This window comes from Arthrobacter celericrescens, assembly GCF_003614925.1.
Taxonomy (GTDB): Bacteria; Actinomycetota; Actinomycetes; order Actinomycetales; family Micrococcaceae; genus Arthrobacter; species Arthrobacter celericrescens.
On the sequence record NZ_QYLP01000026.1, the window covers coordinates 1 to 17,753 of the forward strand.

Annotated in this window: 16 protein-coding genes and 1 tRNA gene; 6 read left to right on the forward strand and 11 right to left on the reverse strand. The window is 67.4% G+C overall.

Annotation, left to right across the window (positions count from 1 at the left end; all coding sequences use genetic code 11):
* Nucleotides 1-41: 41 nt before the first annotated feature.
* Together D3654_RS05850 and D3654_RS05855 are read right to left on the reverse strand one after the other, a co-directional pair.
* Nucleotides 42-126: transfer RNA gene (locus D3654_RS05850), tRNA-Tyr, on the reverse strand.
* A 147-nt stretch (nucleotides 127-273) separates the two neighbouring features.
* Nucleotides 274-540, reverse strand: coding sequence for a hypothetical protein (locus D3654_RS05855; protein WP_120520588.1), 267 nt, complete (start codon nucleotides 538-540; stop codon nucleotides 274-276).
* Nucleotides 541-767: 227 nt separating this feature from the next.
* On the opposite strand from D3654_RS05855, the gene D3654_RS05860 reads away from it, so the two are divergent.
* The gene (locus tag D3654_RS05860; RefSeq protein WP_120520589.1) at nucleotides 768-1,259 is read left to right on the forward strand and encodes a YajQ family cyclic di-GMP-binding protein; all 492 of its coding nucleotides are present in this window, start codon (nucleotides 768-770) and stop codon (nucleotides 1,257-1,259) included.
* A gap of 124 nt (nucleotides 1,260-1,383) precedes the next feature.
* Here the strand turns inward: D3654_RS05860 and htpX are convergent, their stop codons facing one another.
* Nucleotides 1,384-2,253: a zinc metalloprotease HtpX gene (gene htpX, locus D3654_RS05865; RefSeq protein WP_120520590.1), complete on the reverse strand. Its 870-nt coding sequence runs from the start codon at nucleotides 2,251-2,253 to the stop codon at nucleotides 1,384-1,386.
* 102 nt (nucleotides 2,254-2,355) lie between these two features.
* The gene (locus D3654_RS05870; RefSeq protein WP_120520591.1) at nucleotides 2,356-3,627 is read right to left on the reverse strand and encodes an MFS transporter; all 1,272 of its coding nucleotides are present in this window, start codon (nucleotides 3,625-3,627) and stop codon (nucleotides 2,356-2,358) included.
* Nucleotides 3,628-3,713: 86 nt separating this feature from the next.
* On the opposite strand from D3654_RS05870, the gene D3654_RS05875 reads away from it, so the two are divergent.
* The 4 genes from D3654_RS05875 (at nucleotide 3,714) to D3654_RS05890 (ending at nucleotide 8,029) form a co-directional block, all read left to right on the forward strand.
* Nucleotides 3,714-4,472, forward strand: coding sequence for a hypothetical protein (locus tag D3654_RS05875; RefSeq protein WP_120520592.1), 759 nt, complete (start codon nucleotides 3,714-3,716; stop codon nucleotides 4,470-4,472).
* A 30-nt stretch (nucleotides 4,473-4,502) separates the two neighbouring features.
* Nucleotides 4,503-4,964 (forward strand): Fur family transcriptional regulator, encoded by a 462-nt coding sequence (locus D3654_RS05880; protein ID WP_120520593.1) that lies wholly within the window; start codon nucleotides 4,503-4,505, stop codon nucleotides 4,962-4,964.
* Nucleotides 4,965-5,040: 76 nt separating this feature from the next.
* Entirely contained in the window at nucleotides 5,041-7,218 is a 2,178-nt protein-coding gene (katG, locus tag D3654_RS05885) for a catalase/peroxidase HPI (RefSeq protein ID WP_120520594.1), read from the forward strand.
* Nucleotides 7,219-7,393: 175 nt separating this feature from the next.
* Complete coding sequence (locus D3654_RS05890) at nucleotides 7,394-8,029, forward strand: DUF2461 domain-containing protein (RefSeq protein WP_120520595.1); 636 nt, start codon at nucleotides 7,394-7,396, stop codon at nucleotides 8,027-8,029.
* Between the two features lie 67 nt (nucleotides 8,030-8,096).
* Here D3654_RS05890 and D3654_RS05895 read toward each other — a convergent pair whose 3' ends face one another.
* The 6 genes from D3654_RS05895 to D3654_RS05920 all read right to left on the reverse strand — a co-directional run bounded on the left by D3654_RS05895 (nucleotide 8,097) and on the right by D3654_RS05920 (nucleotide 15,654).
* Entirely contained in the window at nucleotides 8,097-9,656 is a 1,560-nt protein-coding gene (locus D3654_RS05895) for an amino acid permease (protein ID WP_120520596.1), read from the reverse strand.
* Nucleotides 9,657-9,783: 127 nt separating this feature from the next.
* Nucleotides 9,784-10,608 (reverse strand): hypothetical protein, encoded by an 825-nt coding sequence (locus D3654_RS05900; protein WP_120520597.1) that lies wholly within the window; start codon nucleotides 10,606-10,608, stop codon nucleotides 9,784-9,786.
* 80 nt (nucleotides 10,609-10,688) lie between these two features.
* Nucleotides 10,689-11,156: a DUF779 domain-containing protein gene (locus D3654_RS05905; RefSeq protein ID WP_120520598.1), complete on the reverse strand. Its 468-nt coding sequence runs from the start codon at nucleotides 11,154-11,156 to the stop codon at nucleotides 10,689-10,691.
* 3 nt (nucleotides 11,157-11,159) lie between these two features.
* Complete coding sequence (exaC, locus tag D3654_RS05910; protein WP_120520599.1) at nucleotides 11,160-12,683, reverse strand: acetaldehyde dehydrogenase ExaC; 1,524 nt, start codon at nucleotides 12,681-12,683, stop codon at nucleotides 11,160-11,162.
* Nucleotides 12,684-12,791: 108 nt separating this feature from the next.
* The gene (locus D3654_RS05915; protein WP_120520600.1) at nucleotides 12,792-14,156 is read right to left on the reverse strand and encodes a helix-turn-helix domain-containing protein; all 1,365 of its coding nucleotides are present in this window, start codon (nucleotides 14,154-14,156) and stop codon (nucleotides 12,792-12,794) included.
* Between the two features lie 64 nt (nucleotides 14,157-14,220).
* Nucleotides 14,221-15,654, reverse strand: a complete 1,434-nt coding sequence (locus D3654_RS05920) for an FAD-dependent oxidoreductase (protein WP_120520601.1) — start codon at nucleotides 15,652-15,654, stop codon at nucleotides 14,221-14,223.
* Nucleotides 15,655-15,844: 190 nt separating this feature from the next.
* Here D3654_RS05920 and rarD point away from each other — a divergent pair, with 190 nt between their 5' ends.
* Nucleotides 15,845-16,885, forward strand: coding sequence for an EamA family transporter RarD (gene rarD, locus D3654_RS05925; protein WP_120520602.1), 1,041 nt, complete (start codon nucleotides 15,845-15,847; stop codon nucleotides 16,883-16,885).
* Here rarD and D3654_RS05930 read toward each other — a convergent pair.
* Complete coding sequence (locus D3654_RS05930; protein ID WP_120520603.1) at nucleotides 16,882-17,751, reverse strand: universal stress protein; 870 nt, start codon at nucleotides 17,749-17,751, stop codon at nucleotides 16,882-16,884. The two genes, rarD and D3654_RS05930, sit on opposite strands and share 4 nt — an antisense overlap.
* Between the last annotated feature and the right edge of the window lie 2 nt (nucleotides 17,752-17,753).

The following is a 17,753-nucleotide window of genomic DNA, read 5'->3' on the forward strand; positions in this document are numbered from 1 at the left end:
CGCCTGCCCTGCGTATCGCAGGGCAGGCGGGGTTCCTCGTTTGGTGGCAGATGAGGGATTCGAACCCCCGTAGGCAGTGCCAGCTGATTTACAGTCAGCCCCCTTTGGCCGCTCGGGTAATCTGCCGAACTTCAAAAGAAGATCACTCACCGCAACAGTTCCGTTTCCGTCCCCGTAACCGCGAGCAAGACAACCTTACAGAACTTCTGCCGAAGAATCGAATCGAGGGCAGGAACCCCGGAAATCCACGGTTTTTCGGGGCCATCGACGGCTTCAGGCCTCGCTGAGGATCCGGCCGGCCAGCTTCGCCTCGAAACGCACCGCCTGCTCGGCAGTGAGCTGCCGCAGCTCCACCGCCCGCTGCAGATCCGCATGCACGCCCTCCATCCGGGTGGCGGCGTCGGGCGCCGGGCTCAGCACCACAGACGCGGCGACGGCGGCGGCAGCGACGGCGGTGCCCGCGGCAGCCGCGGCAACGCCGATCGTCGTCGCGGCAGCAGTGGCGGAGCGGGTGACGTAGCGTACGGGGTTCTTGCTCATGGGGGTTTCCTCCAAGGATTGGTTCCTCCAACGGATACAACTCTCATCCCGGGCCCTCAGTTCCGGCAGTGCGTGTGCTGTGAGCGAACTGTGAAACGTGGAACCCCGCCAACAAGGGGATTCAGGCTGCACCTTCCGCACCGCAGGTACTAGGCTGGTTGGCAGACAAGAGCGCCCGCGGCGGCACCGCGGGAACGCAATCCACCCACCCATTCCCAAGGAGAGTCATGGCAGGCGAATCCACATTCGACGTCGTCAGCAAGGTAGACAAGCAGGAAGTCGCCAACGCGCTCAACCAGTCCCAGAAGGAAATCGCCCAGCGGTACGACTTCAAGGGCGTCGGCGCCGAGATCGACTTCAGCGGCGAAAAGATCCTCATGAAGGCCAACTCGGAGGAACGCGTCAAGGCCGTCCTGGACGTCTTCCAGTCCAAGCTGATCAAGCGCGGCATTTCCCTGAAGTCCCTCGACGAAGGCGAGCCCTACCCCTCCGGCAAGGAGTTCCGCCTGGAGTGCACCATCAAGGAAGGCATCGCTCAGGACATCGCCAAGAAGATCAACAAGATCATCCGCGACGAAGCCCCCAAGTCCGTCAAGTCGCAGATCCAGGGCGACGAACTCCGCGTCACCTCCAAGTCCCGCGATGACCTGCAGGCAACCATGGCCATCCTGAAGAACTTCGAGGAAGCCGACCTGCAGTTCGTGAACTTCCGCAGCTAAAGACGCGCTGCGCCCTAAGAATTTCGATACGCAAAATCCCTGGCGACCCCGGAATTCGGGTGTCGCCAGGGATTTTGTGCGTCGAAGGAGACTTGGCGCGTCGAAGGCGCGGGAAGGGCCGCGCCTACCCGAGGGGCCGCCCCGCCATCCGTTCGAGCCGCTGGATACGCTCGCGCATCGGCGGGTGGGTGGCGAACAGCTTGGTCATCACTCCGCCGCGGAACGGGTTGGCGATCATCAGGTGCGAGGCGTTCACCAGCCGCTGGTCCTGCGGCAACGGCACCTGTGCGACCCCTGAATCGATCTTGCGCAGGGCCGAGGCGAGCGCCAGCGGATCGCCGGTGAGCTCGGCACCGTCCTCGTCGGCGTCGTACTCCCGCGTGCGGGAAATCGCCAGTTGGATCAGGGACGCGGCCAGCGGCGCCAGGAGGGCGAGCGCGATCATGGCCACCGGGTTCGCGTTCCGGCGGTCTCCGCCGCCGAAGAACAGCAGCATCTGCCCCACCGAGGTGATGACGCCGGCGACGGCGGCGGCCACCGAGGAGGTCAGGATGTCCCGGTTGTAGACGTGCATGAGCTCGTGGCCGAGGACGCCGCGCAGCTCGCGGGCGTCCAGCGTGTGCAGGATCCCTTCGGTGCAGCAGACCGCGGCGTTCTTCGGGTTGCGGCCGGTGGCGAAGGCGTTCGGCGTCATGGTGGGCGAGACGTAGATCCGCGGCATCGGCTGGTTCGCGCGGACGGACAGTTCCCGGACGATCTGGTACAGCCCGGGCGCCTGCGCTTCGGTCACCGGGTAGGCCTGCATGGAGCGGAGCGCGATCTTGTCGCTGTTCCAGTAACCGTACGCTGTGGTGCCGACACCGATCAGCGCCATAATCACGATGGGCGCCGAACTGCGGGTCCCCGCGCCGATCACCGCGCCAAGGCCCAGCAGCACCGCCCAAAGGACGCCGAAAAGGGCTGCGGTCTTCAGACCGTTGTGATGTTTGTGCACGTCACTGCTTTCTTCCCGTGAAGGATTGGTCTTCTGGTCGGTATAACGCCGACGGCGGCGCGGACGTTCCGCTGCCGGCGACCTTCGCGCGGGGCCCGGGGGTCAGGGCAGCGGGTGGTGGGCGTCGTACCGCAGGAAACCCTTCTGCCTCCGGGCGACCAGCCAGGACACCACGATGCAGAGCGCCCCGCCCAGCAGCAGCACCCAGCCCTCGCTGAGCACCTTGGTGACGCCGCCGGCCAGCATGTCTCCGATCCTGGGCCCACCGGCCACCACCACGATGAAGACGCCCTGCAGCCTGCCCCGCAGGTGGTCAGGCGTGGCCGACTGCAGGATGGTGGTCCGGAAGACGGCGCTGACCGAATCGGAGACGCCGGCCAGCACGCAGCACAGTGCGGCCGGGAGTAGCCACCAGGTGACTCCGCCCAGGCCGGAACTGCCCGCTAGGACCACCACCAGGCCGAAGGCACCGATCGAGAAACCCCAGCCGGCCACCGACCAGACCACGGCGCTGCCCTGCCGGCGGACCCGGCCCAGCGGCCCGGAGAACAGCCCGGCGAAGAAGGCCCCCACCGCCGTCGCCGCGAGCAGCACACCCACGGTGGTTTCGCCGCCGCCGAGCATGGTGGCCGCGATGGCGGGCATGAGGGCCCGCGGCTGGGCGCAGATCATGGCAATCAGGTCGATTACGAAGGTCATGCGGACGTTAGGGCGGGTGCCGAGGAAGCGAAAGCCTTCCACCACGGAGCGCAGCCCGGGCCGGCCTGCACCCTTCGACGGCGGCAGCGCGGGCAGCCTGAACAGGCCCCACAGGGCGAAGGTGAAGCTCAGCACGTCGATCGTGTATGTCCAGCCGAAGCCGATGGTGGCCACCAGGACGCCAGCCAGCAGCGGCCCCGCCGTCATGGACAGGCCCATGGTGAGCATGCTCAGGGCGTTGGCGGCCGGCAGGAGTTCCTTGCGGACCAGCAGCGGGATAATGGCGCTGCGGGCCGGGGCGTTAATGCCCTGGGCACCGCTCTGGACGGCCACCAGGAAGTAGAGGATCCAAACGTTGCCCAGGCCCAGCCAGGCCTGCAGGGCCAGTCCGGCGGTGCTCACCCACAGCACAAGGGACGCGGCAATGGCCACTTTCCTGCGGTCGAAGGCGTCCACAACGGCGCCGCCGAAGAGGCCGGCTACCACCAGCGGCACGAGGGCGAAAATGCTCAACAGGCCGACATAAAGGCTCTGTTGGGTGACGCGGTACACCTCCAGGCTGACCGCCACGAGGGTGAGTTGGGAGCCGACGGCGGCAACGGAAGATCCCAGCCAGAGCCGCCGGAACGCCGGACTTTCGCGAAGCGGGGTGATATCTGCCAGAAGTTTTGCCACTGCCCTACCCTATCCAGAATTGCGTAGCCGACTCCCGGATAGCGCCGTCACTTGCTAGGCTCCGGAGTCGGGGGAAAGGAGACGGCATGCCCATCGCACGGCGCCTGCTCTTCCGTTCGAGCATGTGGGAAGTCGCGCGCCCGCGGACTCCGCTCACGGAAGGCCACTTCATGGTGCGCCTTAGCGACCCCGCAACCGCGTTCACCGAAGAGTCTGCCGCCGACTGGCTGCACTGCTATTCCGCAGCCCGTGCCGCCCTGGACGAGGTGCTCCACAGCAACCTCTGCACCATCATGTTCCCGTTCCGCTGGCACCCGCTGGGCTCCGCGATCGGCGAACCCGCCGCCGAATCCTCCACGCCCGGTTTCCACCTCTTCGCCCGCTGGTCCGGGGAAACCACGACGCCGGGCACGCAACTCGCACTGCCGGCCCACCGACGTCGGGCCGCCGGTCCCTTCGATGAACTGGATGCCTCGCTGCGGTCCGCCCTGCAGCGCGCCTCGGCGGCGCGAGCGGCGGACGCCCCCGACGTCCCCGGCCCGGACTCCCGCAAGGTCGCCTGGGTGCCCGGCCCCGGCGACACGGCCCACCACCGGGTCCTGGTCCCGGAACCGGCCGTCGACGCCGTCGCCGGGCTGCCGCCGTCGTCGCTCCTGTCCCTGGCCGCCGCCCTGGAGGAACTGCCCACCGGAAACGGGGCCACCGGGTACAGCTGCGTCCTGACCGAGGCGGCGGACCCGGCGGCGCGCCTCGAGCTGCATGCGCTGGGCCGTTCCGCGGGCGAGGAACGCAACCCTTTGGAATCCTTGGAAGATTTGCCGGAAGTTAGCCGCGCCTTATTGTGATCTTCTCAAAATAAGTGTTTCAATGGGTGCATGACAGATCACACGGCCGAACAGCAGGCATGGGCGGCGGCCCTGCATGCCCACGGCCGCCGTGTCACCAAGCAACGGCTCGCCGTCCTGGCCGCCGTCGAACGCAATCCCCATTCGCCGGCGGAGGGAATCCTCGCCGCCGCGCGGAAGGAACTCCCGGAACTGACGGCGCAGTCGGTCTACGTGGTGCTGAGCGACCTCACCGAACTTGACATGGTGCGCCGCTTCGAACCCCCGCACTCCCCGGCGCTGTACGAAACCCGGGTGGGAGACAACCACCACCACGCCGTGTGCACCATATGCGGCCGGGTGGAGGACGTGGATTGCGCCGTTGGCCACGCGCCTTGCCTGACACCGCATTGGGATGAGCACTCAAAGCCGATGACCATCCAGATCGCGGACGTCCTGTACCAGGGAATCTGCCAGGACTGTCAGGCCAAAGAACTTCAGCCGACGCCTTAACCGCTGGCCGCACCGCGACCGGACGGCTTCGGCCCGGCTGGACTACCTCTGTAAACCAAACCCCGGAAGGAAAACTGTGTCTGAGAGCACCATTGCCAAGTGCCCCGTAGCGCATGGCGGCCGTGTACACCCCACCAAGGGCGCCCCGAACAGCGAGTGGTGGCCGAACAAGCTCAACCTGAAGATCCTGGCGAAGAACCCGGTGGTGTCGAACCCGCTCGACTCCGGCTTCAACTACACCGAGGCCTTCAAGAACCTGGACCTTGACGCCGTGAAGGCCGACCTGGCCGACGTCATGACCGACTCCAAGGAATGGTGGCCCGCCGACTTCGGTCACTACGGCCCCTTCATGATCCGCATGGCCTGGCACTCTGCCGGTACCTACCGCTCGCACGACGGCCGCGGTGGCGGCGGCGCCGGCCAGCAGCGCTTCGCGCCCCTGAACTCCTGGCCGGACAACGTCAGCCTCGACAAGGCCCGCCGCCTGCTGTGGCCGGTCAAGAAGAAGTACGGCCAGTCCATCTCCTGGGCCGACCTGATGATCCTGGCCGGCAACGTGGCCCTGGAGACCATGGGCTTCAAGACCTTCGGCTTCGCCGGCGGCCGCCCGGACGTCTGGGAAGCCGACGATGACGTGTACTGGGGCCCGGAGAAGGTGTGGCTCGACGACGAGCGCTACACCGGTGACCGTGACCTCCAGGCGCCGCTGGCCGCAGTCCAGATGGGCCTGATCTACGTCAACCCTGAAGGCCCCAACGGCAACCCGGACCCGCTGGCTTCGGCCCGCGACATCCGCGAAACCTTCCGCCGCATGGGCATGAACGACGAGGAAACCGTCGCCCTGATCGTCGGTGGCCACACCTTCGGCAAGACCCACGGCGCCCACAAGGACGACAAGATCGGCGCCGACCCGGAGGCCGCACCGCTGGAAGCGCAGGGCTTCGGCTGGAAGAACGGCCACGGCACCGGCCACGGCGCTGACACCGTCAGCTCCGGCCTGGAGGTCACCTGGACCTACCACCCGACCCGCTGGGACAACGAGTTCCTGCACATCCTCTTCGCCTACGAGTGGGAGCTCATGGAGTCCCCGGCCGGCGCCAAGCAGTGGCGTCCGGTGAACAACGGCGGCGCCGACCTGGTTCCGGAAGCACATGCCGGCTCCGGCACCCGTGAACCGCGCATGCTCACCAGCGACCTCGCCCTGCGTACCGACCCGGCCTACGAGGCCATCTCCCGCCGTTTCAAGGACGACCTTGGCGCCCTGGAAGACGCCTTCGGCCGCGCCTGGTTCAAGCTGACCCACCGTGACATGGGCCCGAAGGTCCGTTACCTCGGCAAGGAAGTTCCGGCCGAGGACCTGATCTGGCAGGACCCGCTGCCCGCGGCACCGGCCAAGACCATCGGTGCAGCCGAGATCGCCGTCCTCAAGGAGAAGATCGCCGCTTCCGGCCTGTCCGTCGAAGAGCTCGTCTCCACCGCCTGGAAGGCAGCAGCTTCCTTCCGCGGTTCGGACAAGCGCGGCGGCGCCAACGGCGGCCGCATCCGCCTGGAGCCGCAGGTCAGCTGGTCCGTGAACCAGCCGGAGAAGCTCAAGCCGGTCATCGCCAAGCTCGAAGAGGTTGTCGCCGACTTCAACGCTTCCTCCGAGGTCAAGGTCTCCTTCGCCGACGTCGTGGTCCTCGCCGGTGGCGTGGGCGTGGAGCAGGCTGCCCTGGCTGCCGGCCACGTCATCACCGTCCCGTTCACCCCGGGCCGCGTGGACGCCACCCAGGAGCAGACCAGCACCGAGCAGTTCGCCTGGCTCGAGCCGGTTGCCGACGGTTTCCGCAACTACGACAGCGGCTTCCTGAACCTGCCCAGCGAGTACCTGCTGATCGACCGCGCCAACCTGCTGAACGTGTCCGCACCGGAACTGACCGTCCTGGTCGGCGGCCTCCGCGTCCTGGGCAACAACTGGGACGGTTCCCAGCAGGGCGTCCTCACCGACCGCCCGGGCACCCTGAGCAACGACTTCTTCGTCAACCTGCTCGAACTCGGCCTCGAGTGGACCCCGGACGCCGAAGAGAAGACCTACACGACCACTGACGGCCGCTGGACCGGCAGCCGCGTGGACCTGGTCTTCGGTGCCAACTCCGAACTGCGCGCCCTCGCCGAGGTTTACGCCTCCGACGACGCTCAGGAGAAGTTCGTTACCGACTTCGCCAAGGCCTGGGCAAAGGTCATGGACAACGACCGCTTCGACCTGAAGAAGTAGTCCACGGCGCCGGGCCTGACCGGCACCGGGCAAGCACCCCGCCACGAATCGTTCGTGGCGGGGTGCTTGTCCTTTAAGGTCCTCCACATGGGCGCGTTCTCCACATAGCGGCGTTCTTCCACATAGCGGTCGCCGCCCCTGTGCCGTCCGGCGTGCGGTCCCTAGGATTCCTTGCATGAACACATTTCAGGGCATTCCGCGCGAAGCGTTCAGCTTCTACGCCGAACTCGAACAGAACAACAACCGCGAGTGGTGGCTGGAACACAAGGACACCTATGACGCCGCGGTGAAGGAGCCGCTCACGGCGCTCCTTGAACAGCTGGAGCCGCAGTTCGGGCCGGCGAAGATTTTCCGTCCCTACCGCGACGTCCGCTTCTCGCAGGACAAATCACCGTACAAGACCGCCCAGGGCGCCTTCGCAGCGGAACAGGAAGGGCTGGGCTTCTATCTCCACCTCGCCGCCGACGGCCTCACGCTGGGCGGCGGCTGCCATACCTACAGCCCCGCCCAACTGGCCCGCTTCCGCGAGTCGGTGGCTGCCCCTGCCAGCGGGGAAGAACTGGAAGGGATCGTCTCGCAGATCACCGAAGCGGGCTATTCCCTCGGCGGCGAGAAACTGAAAACCGTGCCCCGCGGTTTCGACAAAGATCATCCGCGGGCCGAGCTGTTGAAGCACAAGGCCTTGTCCGCCGGGCTTGAACTCGGTGAACCCGACTGGCTGTCCACCCCGGCGGCTGCCGGTGAGATCGCAAGCCGCTGGGAGGTGCTGCGGCCCCTGGTGGACTGGGTCACCAAGCACGCCGCCCCGTGAAACGCCAATGGCCGCCCGGAACCCGGAGGTTCCAAGCGGCCATCGATGGACGGTGAAGCAGCAGTAATCAGACCCTGCTGAGGTCGTCTTCGTCGTCGGATGCGGAGCCGCCCGCGGAAGCGGATCCGCTCCCGGACACCGCACTGCGGGCTTCGGCGAACTTCTCGTTGAGGCGCGAGTGGCGCTGGCCGTAGGAGAAGTAGATAGCGATGCCGATGACGAGCCAGATGGCGAAGAAGATCCACGTCTCCACCGCGAGGTTGGTCATCAGGTACAGGCAGAGGACCGCCGAGACGACCGGGAGCACCTTGCCGAACGGCACACGGAACGCAGGCTTCAGGTCCGGACGCTTCTTGCGCAGCACCAGGATGCCCAGACTCACCATCACGAACGCGGACAGCGTGCCGATGTTGATCATTTCCTCAAGCAGGTCGACGTTGGTCAGGCCCGCCACGAGGGCGACGGCGGTGCCGCAGATGATCTGGAGGCGTGCCGGGGTTGCGTGCTTGTCGCTGGTCCGGGACAGGGCGCGCGGGAGCAGGCCGTCGCGGCTCATGGCCAGGACCACGCGGGCCAGGCCCATGAGCAGCACCATGATCACGGTGGTGAGGCCGATCAGGGATCCGAAGGCGATGACCTTGGCGGCGTCCGTGTTGCCGACGGCTTCGAAGGCTGTGGTCAGGGTGGGGCTCTCGGCCTCGGCAAGCTGGGTGTAGGGAACCATGCCGGTCAGGGCCAGGGAGACGAGGATGTAGAGGAGCGTCACCAGCGCGAGTCCGCCGAAAATGCCGCGCGGGAGGGTCTTCTGCGGGTTCTTGACTTCTTCGGCGGAGGTTGCCACCACGTCGAAGCCGATGAACGCGAAGAACACCAGGGCAGCGCCGGCGAAGATGCCCAGCGTGCCGTACTGCGCGGGAACGGCACCGGTGAGGAAGCCGAAGAAGGACTGCTTCAGCACGTTGGCACCGTCGCTGGCTGCCGTGGGGACGGAGTCCGGGACGAAGGGCGTGTAGTTGGCGACGTTCACGTAAGTGAATCCGACAATGATGACGAAGAGCACCACGCCGATCTTGATCAGGGTGAAAATGTTGCCCACGCGGGCCGAAAGCTTGGTTCCGAGGACCAGCAGCAGCGTGAACACGGCGACGATGAGGAAGGCACCCCAGTACAGGTCCACCCCGCCGATGGTGAGCGCGGGCGGCATGTCCACGCCCATGAGGCCGAACACCTTGCTGAGGTAGATGCCCCAGTACTTGGCGATCACCGCCGCGGCCGTGAAGAGTTCGAGGATCAGGTTCCAGCCGATGATCCAGGCCAGGACCTCGCCCATGGTGGCGTAGGTGAAGACGTAGGCCGAGCCCGCCACCGGAATGGCGGTGGCGAATTCCGCGTAGCACATGATGGCGAGCGCACAGGTCACCGCGGCGACCGCGAAGGAGATGGTCACCGCGGGGCCCGCGAAGTTTGCCGCAGCCTTGGCACCGACCGAGAAGATGCCGGCGCCGACAGCAACGGCGACGCCCATGATCATCAGGTCCCAGGTGCTGAGTGAGCGCTTGAGTTTGCGTCCGGGTTCATCGGCGTCCGCAATGGACTGCTCGATCGACTTGGTCCGGAAGAGGTTCATAGTAGGTTCACAATCTTGACGGGTACGTGAAACAGACTCACCAACTGTAGTGTCCATACAGTGGACCTCCACTTTTGTCCCGCATAGTGAGACAACTCCGGCGTGTCGCGCTGCGAATCACCGTGGATCACTTGCCGAGAAGGCTGCTCTCCACGGAGACGATTCCGGTGCCGGTGTTGAGCACGGAGGGCAGCAAGGACGGCAGCGGGAGGGGCAGCGGACTAAGGGTCGGTGTTGGTGCCGGCACGGACTCGGTGCTTGGTGCGGGCGCTGCCTTGGTGCTGGGCGCGGGAGACGTGCTGGCGGATTCCGTGGTGCGTGATTCGACCTCGTCCGAATCGCCTTCGCCCGATTCGGCGGACCCTCCGGATGTTCCGCTGTCGGGTACAGGACTGGCCGGTGCGGGGCTGAGCGGCGGGTTGCCGCTTGCCGGGCCGGGGGCGGATCCGCCGTCGGCCGGTGCCGGCTGCCATGGCGCCTGCCCGGCGAGCGGCACGGTTCCGGCGAGCGGCACGGTTCCGGCGGAGGCGGCTCCAGCGGGCTCCGGGGCCTGGGCCTGGGCCTGGCTGACTTCGGACTGGCTGCCGGTCTTAGCCGAGGGTTTCTTCGTTTCCCGCTTGCCAGTCTGGGAGTCCCCGGCCTTTCCGGAGGGGCCGGGCTCGGGGAGGGCGGGGCTGCGGTCCGCGTCCGCCACTTGTCTGGGGCCGTCGGCGGCGGCCTGGCCGGTTTTCCCGGTCCACCCGTCGAAGGCGCCGGCCTGGGCTGCGAGGGCGATTCCTGCCGCCGCTGTGACTGCCAGCACCGGGACCCCGATGGCGGCGTTGGCACGGAACCGGCCGGTTCCCTTGCGTGTCCCGACGACCACTGCGGCCCTGCGGCCGCGCCGTTTTGTGGTGTTTCCCCCGATGGCTGATTCAGTTGCTGGTGGTCCGTTCACGCCGACGTTGGACATGATTCCCCTCAAGTTCGCGGATTCGGAACAGCCCAGTCTAGTCGCCACAGGTGGGGATACCGTCAAATCGCCGGGTCATGCTACGCCCCGGGTACCGGCCAATCCATCAGTCTTGAGCGGATCAGGAAGCGCTTGCCTTCGGGTGCCTCTACCGAGAATCCGCTGCCCCGGCCGTCCACCACATCCACGGTCAGATGGGTGTGCGACCAGTAGGAAAACTGTTCGCGGGACATCCAGAATTCCAAGGACCAGAAGTCCCCCGGCACGTCCCCGCCGCCGGAAGGACCGCCCTCGTCGAAGCCGCTGCGCGGCCCGCCGTCGTCGATCTCGAAGACGCCCAGCAGCACGTCGGACTCCCCCGTGGTGAACTCACCCGCCGGGTAGCACATCGGCGAGGAGCCGTCGCAGCAGCCCCCGGACTGGTGGAACATCAGTGGCCCGTGCTGGCGGCGGAGCGTGCGGAGCAGGTCAAGGGCCGCCGCCGTGAGCGCCACCCGGGAGAAGTCCTCCCCGGGCAGCGTCACGGCGGCCTCTAGTGCCTGTGCCATGGCTTAGAAGAAGCCCAGCTTGTTTTCGTTGTAGCTGACCAGCAGGTTCTTGGTCTGCTGGTAGTGCTCGAGCATCATCGCGTGGTTCTCGCGTCCGATGCCGGAGGACTTGTAGCCGCCAAACGCCGCACCGGCCGGGTAGGCGTGGTAGTTGTTCACCCAGACACGGCCGGCCTGGATCTCCCGGCCGGCCCGGTAGGCTACGTTGCCGTTGCGGGACCACACCCCGGCGCCGAGTCCGTAGAGGGTGTCGTTGGCGATGCCGATGGCGTCGTTGTAGTCACTGAACCGGGTCACGGACACCACGGGGCCGAAAATCTCCTCCTGGAAGATCCGCATCCTGTTGTGCCCTTCGAAAATGGTGGGCTGCACGTAGTAGCCGCCGGCCAGGTCCCCGGGGAGCTCGGCCCGGGCACCGCCGGTGAGCACCTTGGCGCCTTCCTGCCTGCCGATGTCGATGTAGGAGAGGATCTTCTCCAGCTGGTCGTTGGAGGCCTGGGCGCCGATCTGGGTGGCGGTGTCCAGCGGGTTGCCCTGGATGATCCTGTTGGTGCGGGCCACGGCGTCGGCCATGAAGGAATCGTAGATGCCCTCCTGCACCAGGGCGCGCGACGGGCAGGTGCAGACTTCGCCCTGGTTGAAGGCGAAGAGGGTGAAGCCTTCCTGGGCCTTGTCGTAGAAGGCGTCGTCCTGGGCGGCCACGTCCTCGAAGAATATGTTCGGGCTCTTGCCGCCGAGTTCCAGGGTGACCGGGATCAGGTTGTTGGCGGCGTACTGGCTGATGAGCCGGCCCGTGGTGGTCTCTCCTGTGAAGGCGATCTTGCGGATCCGGGGGCTGGAGGCTAGCGGCTTGCCGGCCTCGACCCCGAAGCCGTTGACGACGTTCACGACGCCGGCGGGAAGCAAGTCGGCGAGGAGCTCGACCAGGACCAGGATGGACGCCGGGGTCTGCTCCGCAGGCTTGAGGACCACGGTGTTGCCGGCGGCCAGCGCCGGGGCGAGCTTCCAGACGGCCATCAGGATCGGGAAGTTCCACGGGATGATCTGGCCCACCACACCGAGCGGTTCGTGGAAGTGGTAGGCCGTGGTGTCGTCGTCGAGTTGGGAGAGGTGGCCTTCCTGGGCACGGATGGCGGCGGCGAAGTAGCGGAAATGGTCCGCCGCGAGCGGGATGTCCGCGTTCAGGGTCTCCCGGACCGGCTTGCCGTTGTCCCAGGTCTCGGCCACGGCCAGCAGTTCGACGTTGTCATCGATGCGGTCGGCGATCCTGTTCAGGACGGAGGCGCGTTCCGTGCCCGAGGTCTTGCCCCATGAGGGTGCGGCCTTATGCGCGGCGTCCAGGGCCAGTTCGATGTCCTCCGCCGTGCCTCGGGCCACCTCGCAGAACGCCTTGCCGGTCACGGGGGTGATGTTTTCGAAGTACTGGCCCTTGACCGGGGCAACCCATTCCCCGCCGATCCAGTTCTCGTAGCGGTCCTTGAACGTGACCTTTGAACCGTCGGCCCCTGGCTGTGCATAAACAGTCATTGCTAGCTCCTTTGCTGCGCATGATGGTGGCTTCCGCCATTGCCTCGAGCGTAGGAGCGGGAAGGTTGCAGCAACGTTGCATGGCTGCGCCTGGCGCCGGTAATCCGGTCAAGCCGACAGTTCGCTGTCGATCCGTTCCAGTTCGGCGACGACGGCGGCCCGCCTGGGTGAGCGGGGCGGCAGCAGCTTGAGGGCGGCAAGCCGCACCCCGGCGTCGTCCGCTGCCTCCGGCAGGGCCGCGTACTTGAGGAGGGAATCCGCGCTGCCGTCGGTGAGGACAGCCTCGCGCAGGAGGCTGGAGACGCGCTGGCGGAGCTCGACGACGCCGGGTGCCTCCGAGCGCGGCAGCACCGCGCCGCGGTAGATCTCCAGGGCGATCCGGTGCGCTCCGCGCTGCAGGCAGCCCAGGACCTGGCCGGAGTCGGGGAACAGTTCGACCGGCAGCCGGTACGGGCGCGAACCGGGCACGGCGTCCGGGCTGAGCTCCTGCAGGACCTTGCGCAGCCGCACCATCTCGGCCCGGAGGGTGACGGTCGAGCCGTCGCCCGGGTAGAGCAGGCCGCAGAGTTCGTCCGCGCTAAGCCCGTCCGGGTGCAGGCTCAGGAGGGCGAGGATCTCGCTGTGGCGGCCGGACAGCTGGACCGTCCGGCCCGCGATGCTGAGCAGGGCCTGTTCACGGCCGAGGAGCTGGAGGCTGTTGCGGTACAACGGGTCCGGGTCCTTCCGCGCCGTCGACCGGCCGCCGCCCTGCGGCGTCTTTCGGGGGACGGTGTCCCGTGCCTGCTGCAGCCGTTCAATCCGGAGGTGCGCCTGGGCTGCAGCGACGGTCGCCTCGACCAGGGACAGGGTGTGGGGTGCGACGGCGGCTTCCGTGCCGGTGATGTCCACGACGCCGAGCAGCGCCCCGGTGTCCGGGTCATGGAAGGGAACGGCCGTACAGCTCCACGGGTGGACGGCCCGCGTGTAGTGTTCCGCGCCGGAAATCTGGATGCTGCGCCGCAAGGCCAGGGCCGTGCCGGGAGCGCTGGTTCCCACGGATGCTTCGGACCAGTCGGCGCCTGCCACGAACAACATGCTTTCCGCCCGGCGCCGGAGGGCCGGGTCGCCGTCCACCCAGAGCAACCGGCCGAGGCCGTCGCCCACCGCGACCACGAGGCCGCCGTCCTGGCCGGGCTGCACGAGGAGCCTGCGGATCACCGGCATGACGGCGGCCAGCGGGTGCCCGCTGCGGTAGTCCTCCAGCTCGTCCATGTCCATGGCCAGGGGCGCGGCGGCGGTGTCCGGGTTGGCGCGCAGGGCGACGGAGCGCTGCCAGGACTCCCGGACCAGCGGGCGCAGGCCGGGCAGGGCGCGGCCGTCGTCGGGAAGGGAGAGACTGCCGGCGGCCAGATGCTCGTGCGCCGTCCGGGCGTGCCGCTGCACCAGCCCACGGGGTTCGTTCCCATGGGCCGCGGGGTGGAGGGGGTTCTTCATCGATCTCCCACTGGCAGGCGCTGTTCCGGCTGGAAGCCCGTCCGGACAGCTTAGCCGGAAAGCCTCAGGCGCGGGAGATCCCGATCATGTCCTCGCGCGGGACCACTTTGATGCGTTCGCGGACGACGCCGGCGTCCGGGTTGTCGGCGGTCCACGCCGCGCCCAGGGCTACTTCGTGCGCATCGAGCTTGTTCCAGCCTTCCCAGGTGGTGTATTCGATGCCGCGTTCCTCAAGGAGGTCCACGATGGCCTGGGGTTCCGGGGTTTCCGCAGGCGGCAGGGAGAGCCGGTCCTCCAGCAGGAACCCGATGGTCTCCAGCGCGTCGCCCTTGGTGTGGCCGATCAGGCCCACCGGGCCGCGCTTGATCCAGCCAGTGGTGTAGACGCCCGGCACCGGCTTGCCGTCGGCGCCCAGGACGCGGCCGCCGTCGTTCGGAATGACGCCGCGGCGGGCGTCGTACTCCAGCTCATCCAGCGCCGAGCCGTGGTAGCCGATGGCGCGGTAGACGGCCTGCACCGGGTAGTCGACGAACTCGCCGGTGCCCTTGACGTTGCCGGTGCCGTCCAGCTGCATCCGTTCGAACTTGATCCCGGACACCCTGCCGGAGCCGTTCTCCGAAACGATCTCCACCGGGCTGTGCAGGAAGTGCAGGTGCAGTCGGCGGGAGGAGGGCTGCTCCGATTCGGTGTGTTCCTCCACGAGCCAGTTGGTGAGTGTGTTCACCATGGTCTTGATCTGGTTGTTGCTGCGGATGGCCTCGTCGGAGGCTTCGTCGAACTCGAAGTCCTCCGGGTAGAGCACGATGTCCACGTCATTGGAGTGGGACAGTTCGCGCAGTTCCAAGGGCGTGAACTTCACCTGGGCGGGGCCGCGGCGGCCGAAGACGTGCACGTCGGTGACCGGGGAATCCTTCAGCCCGGCGTAGACGTTGTCCGGGATTTCGGTGACCAGGAGGTCGTCCGCGTGCTTGGACAGCATCCGGGCAACGTCCAGGGCCACGTTGCCGTTGCCGATGACCGCGATTTCCTTCGCCTCCAGCGGCCATTCGCGGGACACGTCCGGGTGCCCGTCGTACCAGGACACGAAGTCGGCGCCGCCGTAGGAGCCCTCGAGTTCGATGCCGGGGATGTTGAGGTCCGCGTCCTTGATGGCGCCGGTGGAGAAGATGACGGCGTCGTAGAAGGAGCGGAAGTCGTGCAGGGTGAGGTCGCGGCCGTAGGTGACGTTGCCGAAAAAGCGGATGTCGCCGCGGTCCAGCACCTTGTGCAGGGCGTTCACGATGCCCTTGATGCGGGGATGGTCCGGGGCCACGCCATAGCGGATTAGACCGTACGGGGCGGGGTACGCCTCGAAAAGGTCGATGCTGACTTCGAGGTTGCCATCCTTGACCTCGCTGGATTTACTCAGGATGTCCGCGGCGTACACACCGGCCGGGCCCGCGCCGATGATGGCAACGCGCAGTGGACGAGTGGAGCTGTTTTCCGAGTTGGACACCATGGACCCTCCGTCAGACGAAACCCCTGCCGCAATGGCGTGCAGGGCCCCAGTCTATTCCCCACCGGCCGCGCGGAAGCCCGTACGCGAAGCCACGTGACACGGGCCCGGCGGTTCCAATGTCCCGGGTCCCGGACAGCCTTCCGACCGGCCGTTCAGGAATACCCCGCCGGGACGTGATGTTATTGGTTCTGTGCCTACGCCCGAACACGCTCCGCTCTCCCTGCCCGCCCAGATCCCGGCCTCCGCGGCTGCCGCCTCGGGTCTCCCGGCCGTGAAGGCGGCCGGAACGGCGAAGGCCGCGCGTAGCGAGACGACGTCGGGCATCCTGTACGGGATCGGCGCCTACGGGCTGTGGGGACTGCTGCCGCTGTACTTCCTGTTGCTGCAGCCCGCCGGGGCGGTGGAAATCGTGGCCAACCGCGTGGTCTGGTCGCTGCTGTTCTGCGCCGTCCTCATCGCCGTCACCCGCAACTGGGGACAGTTGGCCACCGCGTTCAGGGACCGCACCATCTTCCTGCCCCTGGTGGTGGCAGCGCTGCTCATCGCCGTGAACTGGCTGACCTACACCTACGGGATCACCACGAATCAGGCCGTCGAGGCATCCCTGGGCTATTTCATCAATCCGCTGGTCTCCGTGCTCCTGGGCGTCTTCGTCCTGAAGGAAACCCTCCGCCCGTTGCAGTGGGCCGCCGTCGGGATCGGCTTCGCCGCCGTCGCCGTCCTGACCGTCTCCTACGGCAAACTGCCGTGGATCGCCCTGGCCCTGGCGTTCAGTTTCGGGCTGTACGGCTTCGTGAAGAAGCGGGTGGGCCCGCGCTTGAACGCCGTCACCAGCCTCACGGTGGAAACCGTGGTGCTGGCCCCCTTCGCCGGCGCCACGATGCTGCTCCTGGGCCTGGGCGGAAGCGCCACGCTGGGCAACCACGGGGCCGGACACTTCTGGCTGCTGCTCTCTTCCGGCGTGATCACCGCCGTACCCCTGGTGTTCTTCGGCGCCTCGGCCAGCCGGCTGCCGCTAACGACCATCGGCATGCTGCAGTACTTCGCCCCGCTGCTCCAGTTCATCGTGGCCCTCACGGTGATGCACGAAGCCATGACCACGGCGCGCTGGATCGGCTTCGGCATCGTGTGGTTCGCCCTGGCGCTGCTCACGGTGGACATGTTCCGCACCGCGCGCAGGAACGCCGCCTTCCGCAGGCAGGCCCGGGCCACGCCGGCACATACCGCCTAGATGGGCATCGAGTCCACGCGCTCGTAATCGCGCGGAACCACCACCATCGGAACCGGCAAGGCGCGCAGGATCTTGTTCGCGGTGCTGCCGATGAACAGCTTGTTCTTCTCGCCCAGGCGCGAGGAGCCGATGATCAGCACCTCGCCTTCCTGCCATTCCAGGCTGTCGATCGCTTCTTCGATGTTGCGTCCGTGCGCGACGGCGACACTCACGTCGTGCCCCTCCGGCAGCCGGTGGGCTGCGTCACTGAGGACGGTGTTGGCATGCCGGTGGGCGGCGTTGGTGGCTTCGCCGCTCTCGTCCGGTCCGGCGTCGAGGGTCACGAGGGAAACCAGTCGCAGAGGCACGCCGCGCCGGTTGGCCGCCCCGATGGCCGTGCCGATCGCGGCGTCCGCTCCAGCGCGCTGCCCGGTGGCCAAGGTGAAGCGGGTGACAGGCTCGGTGCGGTTGTAGCCGCGCGGGGCCAAGGCGACGGGCACCGGCGAGGCATGCAGGAGGGCATTGGCCACGCTGCCCACGGTGAAGCGCTTGAACAGTCCGTTGCTGGCTGCGCCCACCACGATCAGCCCGGCGTCGTCCCCGGCCGCCTCGATCAGTCCGGCGGCGAAGGATTCGGCGGGAAGGGCGCGGAAGGCGGCCTCGACGCCGTCGGGCACCAACGCCAGGCTCTCCCTCGCGGCGGCGAGCACAAGCTCTTCGGCCTCGGTCGCGGGGGTCTCATCGGGACGGGGCCCGGCATAGGGAACGTGCGGATCCACGACGTGGACGATGTCCAGGGAGGCGTCCTGGGCCCGCGCGAGCGAGGAGGCAAGGGCAACGGCGTCCGCGCCGCGCTCATTGGACGAATAACCAACGACGTATCGCATCT

Bases quoted from the DNA above. Each gene is read 5' to 3' on its own strand.
- D3654_RS05900 (WP_120520597.1), bottom strand. From the start codon at position 10,608: ATGTCCAACGTCGGCGTGAACGGACCACCAGCAACTGAATCAGCCATC.
- D3654_RS05855 (WP_120520588.1), bottom strand. From the start codon at position 540: ATGAGCAAGAACCCCGTACGCTACGTCACCCGCTCCGCCACTGCTGCC.
- D3654_RS05895 (WP_120520596.1), bottom strand. From the start codon at position 9,656: ATGAACCTCTTCCGGACCAAGTCGATCGAGCAGTCCATTGCGGACGCC.
- D3654_RS05915 (WP_120520600.1), bottom strand. From the start codon at position 14,156: ATGAAGAACCCCCTCCACCCCGCGGCCCATGGGAACGAACCCCGTGGG.
- D3654_RS05860 (WP_120520589.1), top strand. From the start codon at position 768: ATGGCAGGCGAATCCACATTCGACGTCGTCAGCAAGGTAGACAAGCAG.
- D3654_RS05880 (WP_120520593.1), top strand. From the start codon at position 4,503: ATGACAGATCACACGGCCGAACAGCAGGCATGGGCGGCGGCCCTGCAT.
- exaC (WP_120520599.1), bottom strand. From the start codon at position 12,683: ATGACTGTTTATGCACAGCCAGGGGCCGACGGTTCAAAGGTCACGTTC.
- D3654_RS05890 (WP_120520595.1), top strand. From the start codon at position 7,394: ATGAACACATTTCAGGGCATTCCGCGCGAAGCGTTCAGCTTCTACGCC.
- D3654_RS05920 (WP_120520601.1), bottom strand. From the start codon at position 15,654: ATGGTGTCCAACTCGGAAAACAGCTCCACTCGTCCACTGCGCGTTGCC.
- D3654_RS05930 (WP_120520603.1), bottom strand. From the start codon at position 17,751: ATGCGATACGTCGTTGGTTATTCGTCCAATGAGCGCGGCGCGGACGCC.
- D3654_RS05905 (WP_120520598.1), bottom strand. From the start codon at position 11,156: ATGGCACAGGCACTAGAGGCCGCCGTGACGCTGCCCGGGGAGGACTTC.
- D3654_RS05875 (WP_120520592.1), top strand. From the start codon at position 3,714: ATGCCCATCGCACGGCGCCTGCTCTTCCGTTCGAGCATGTGGGAAGTC.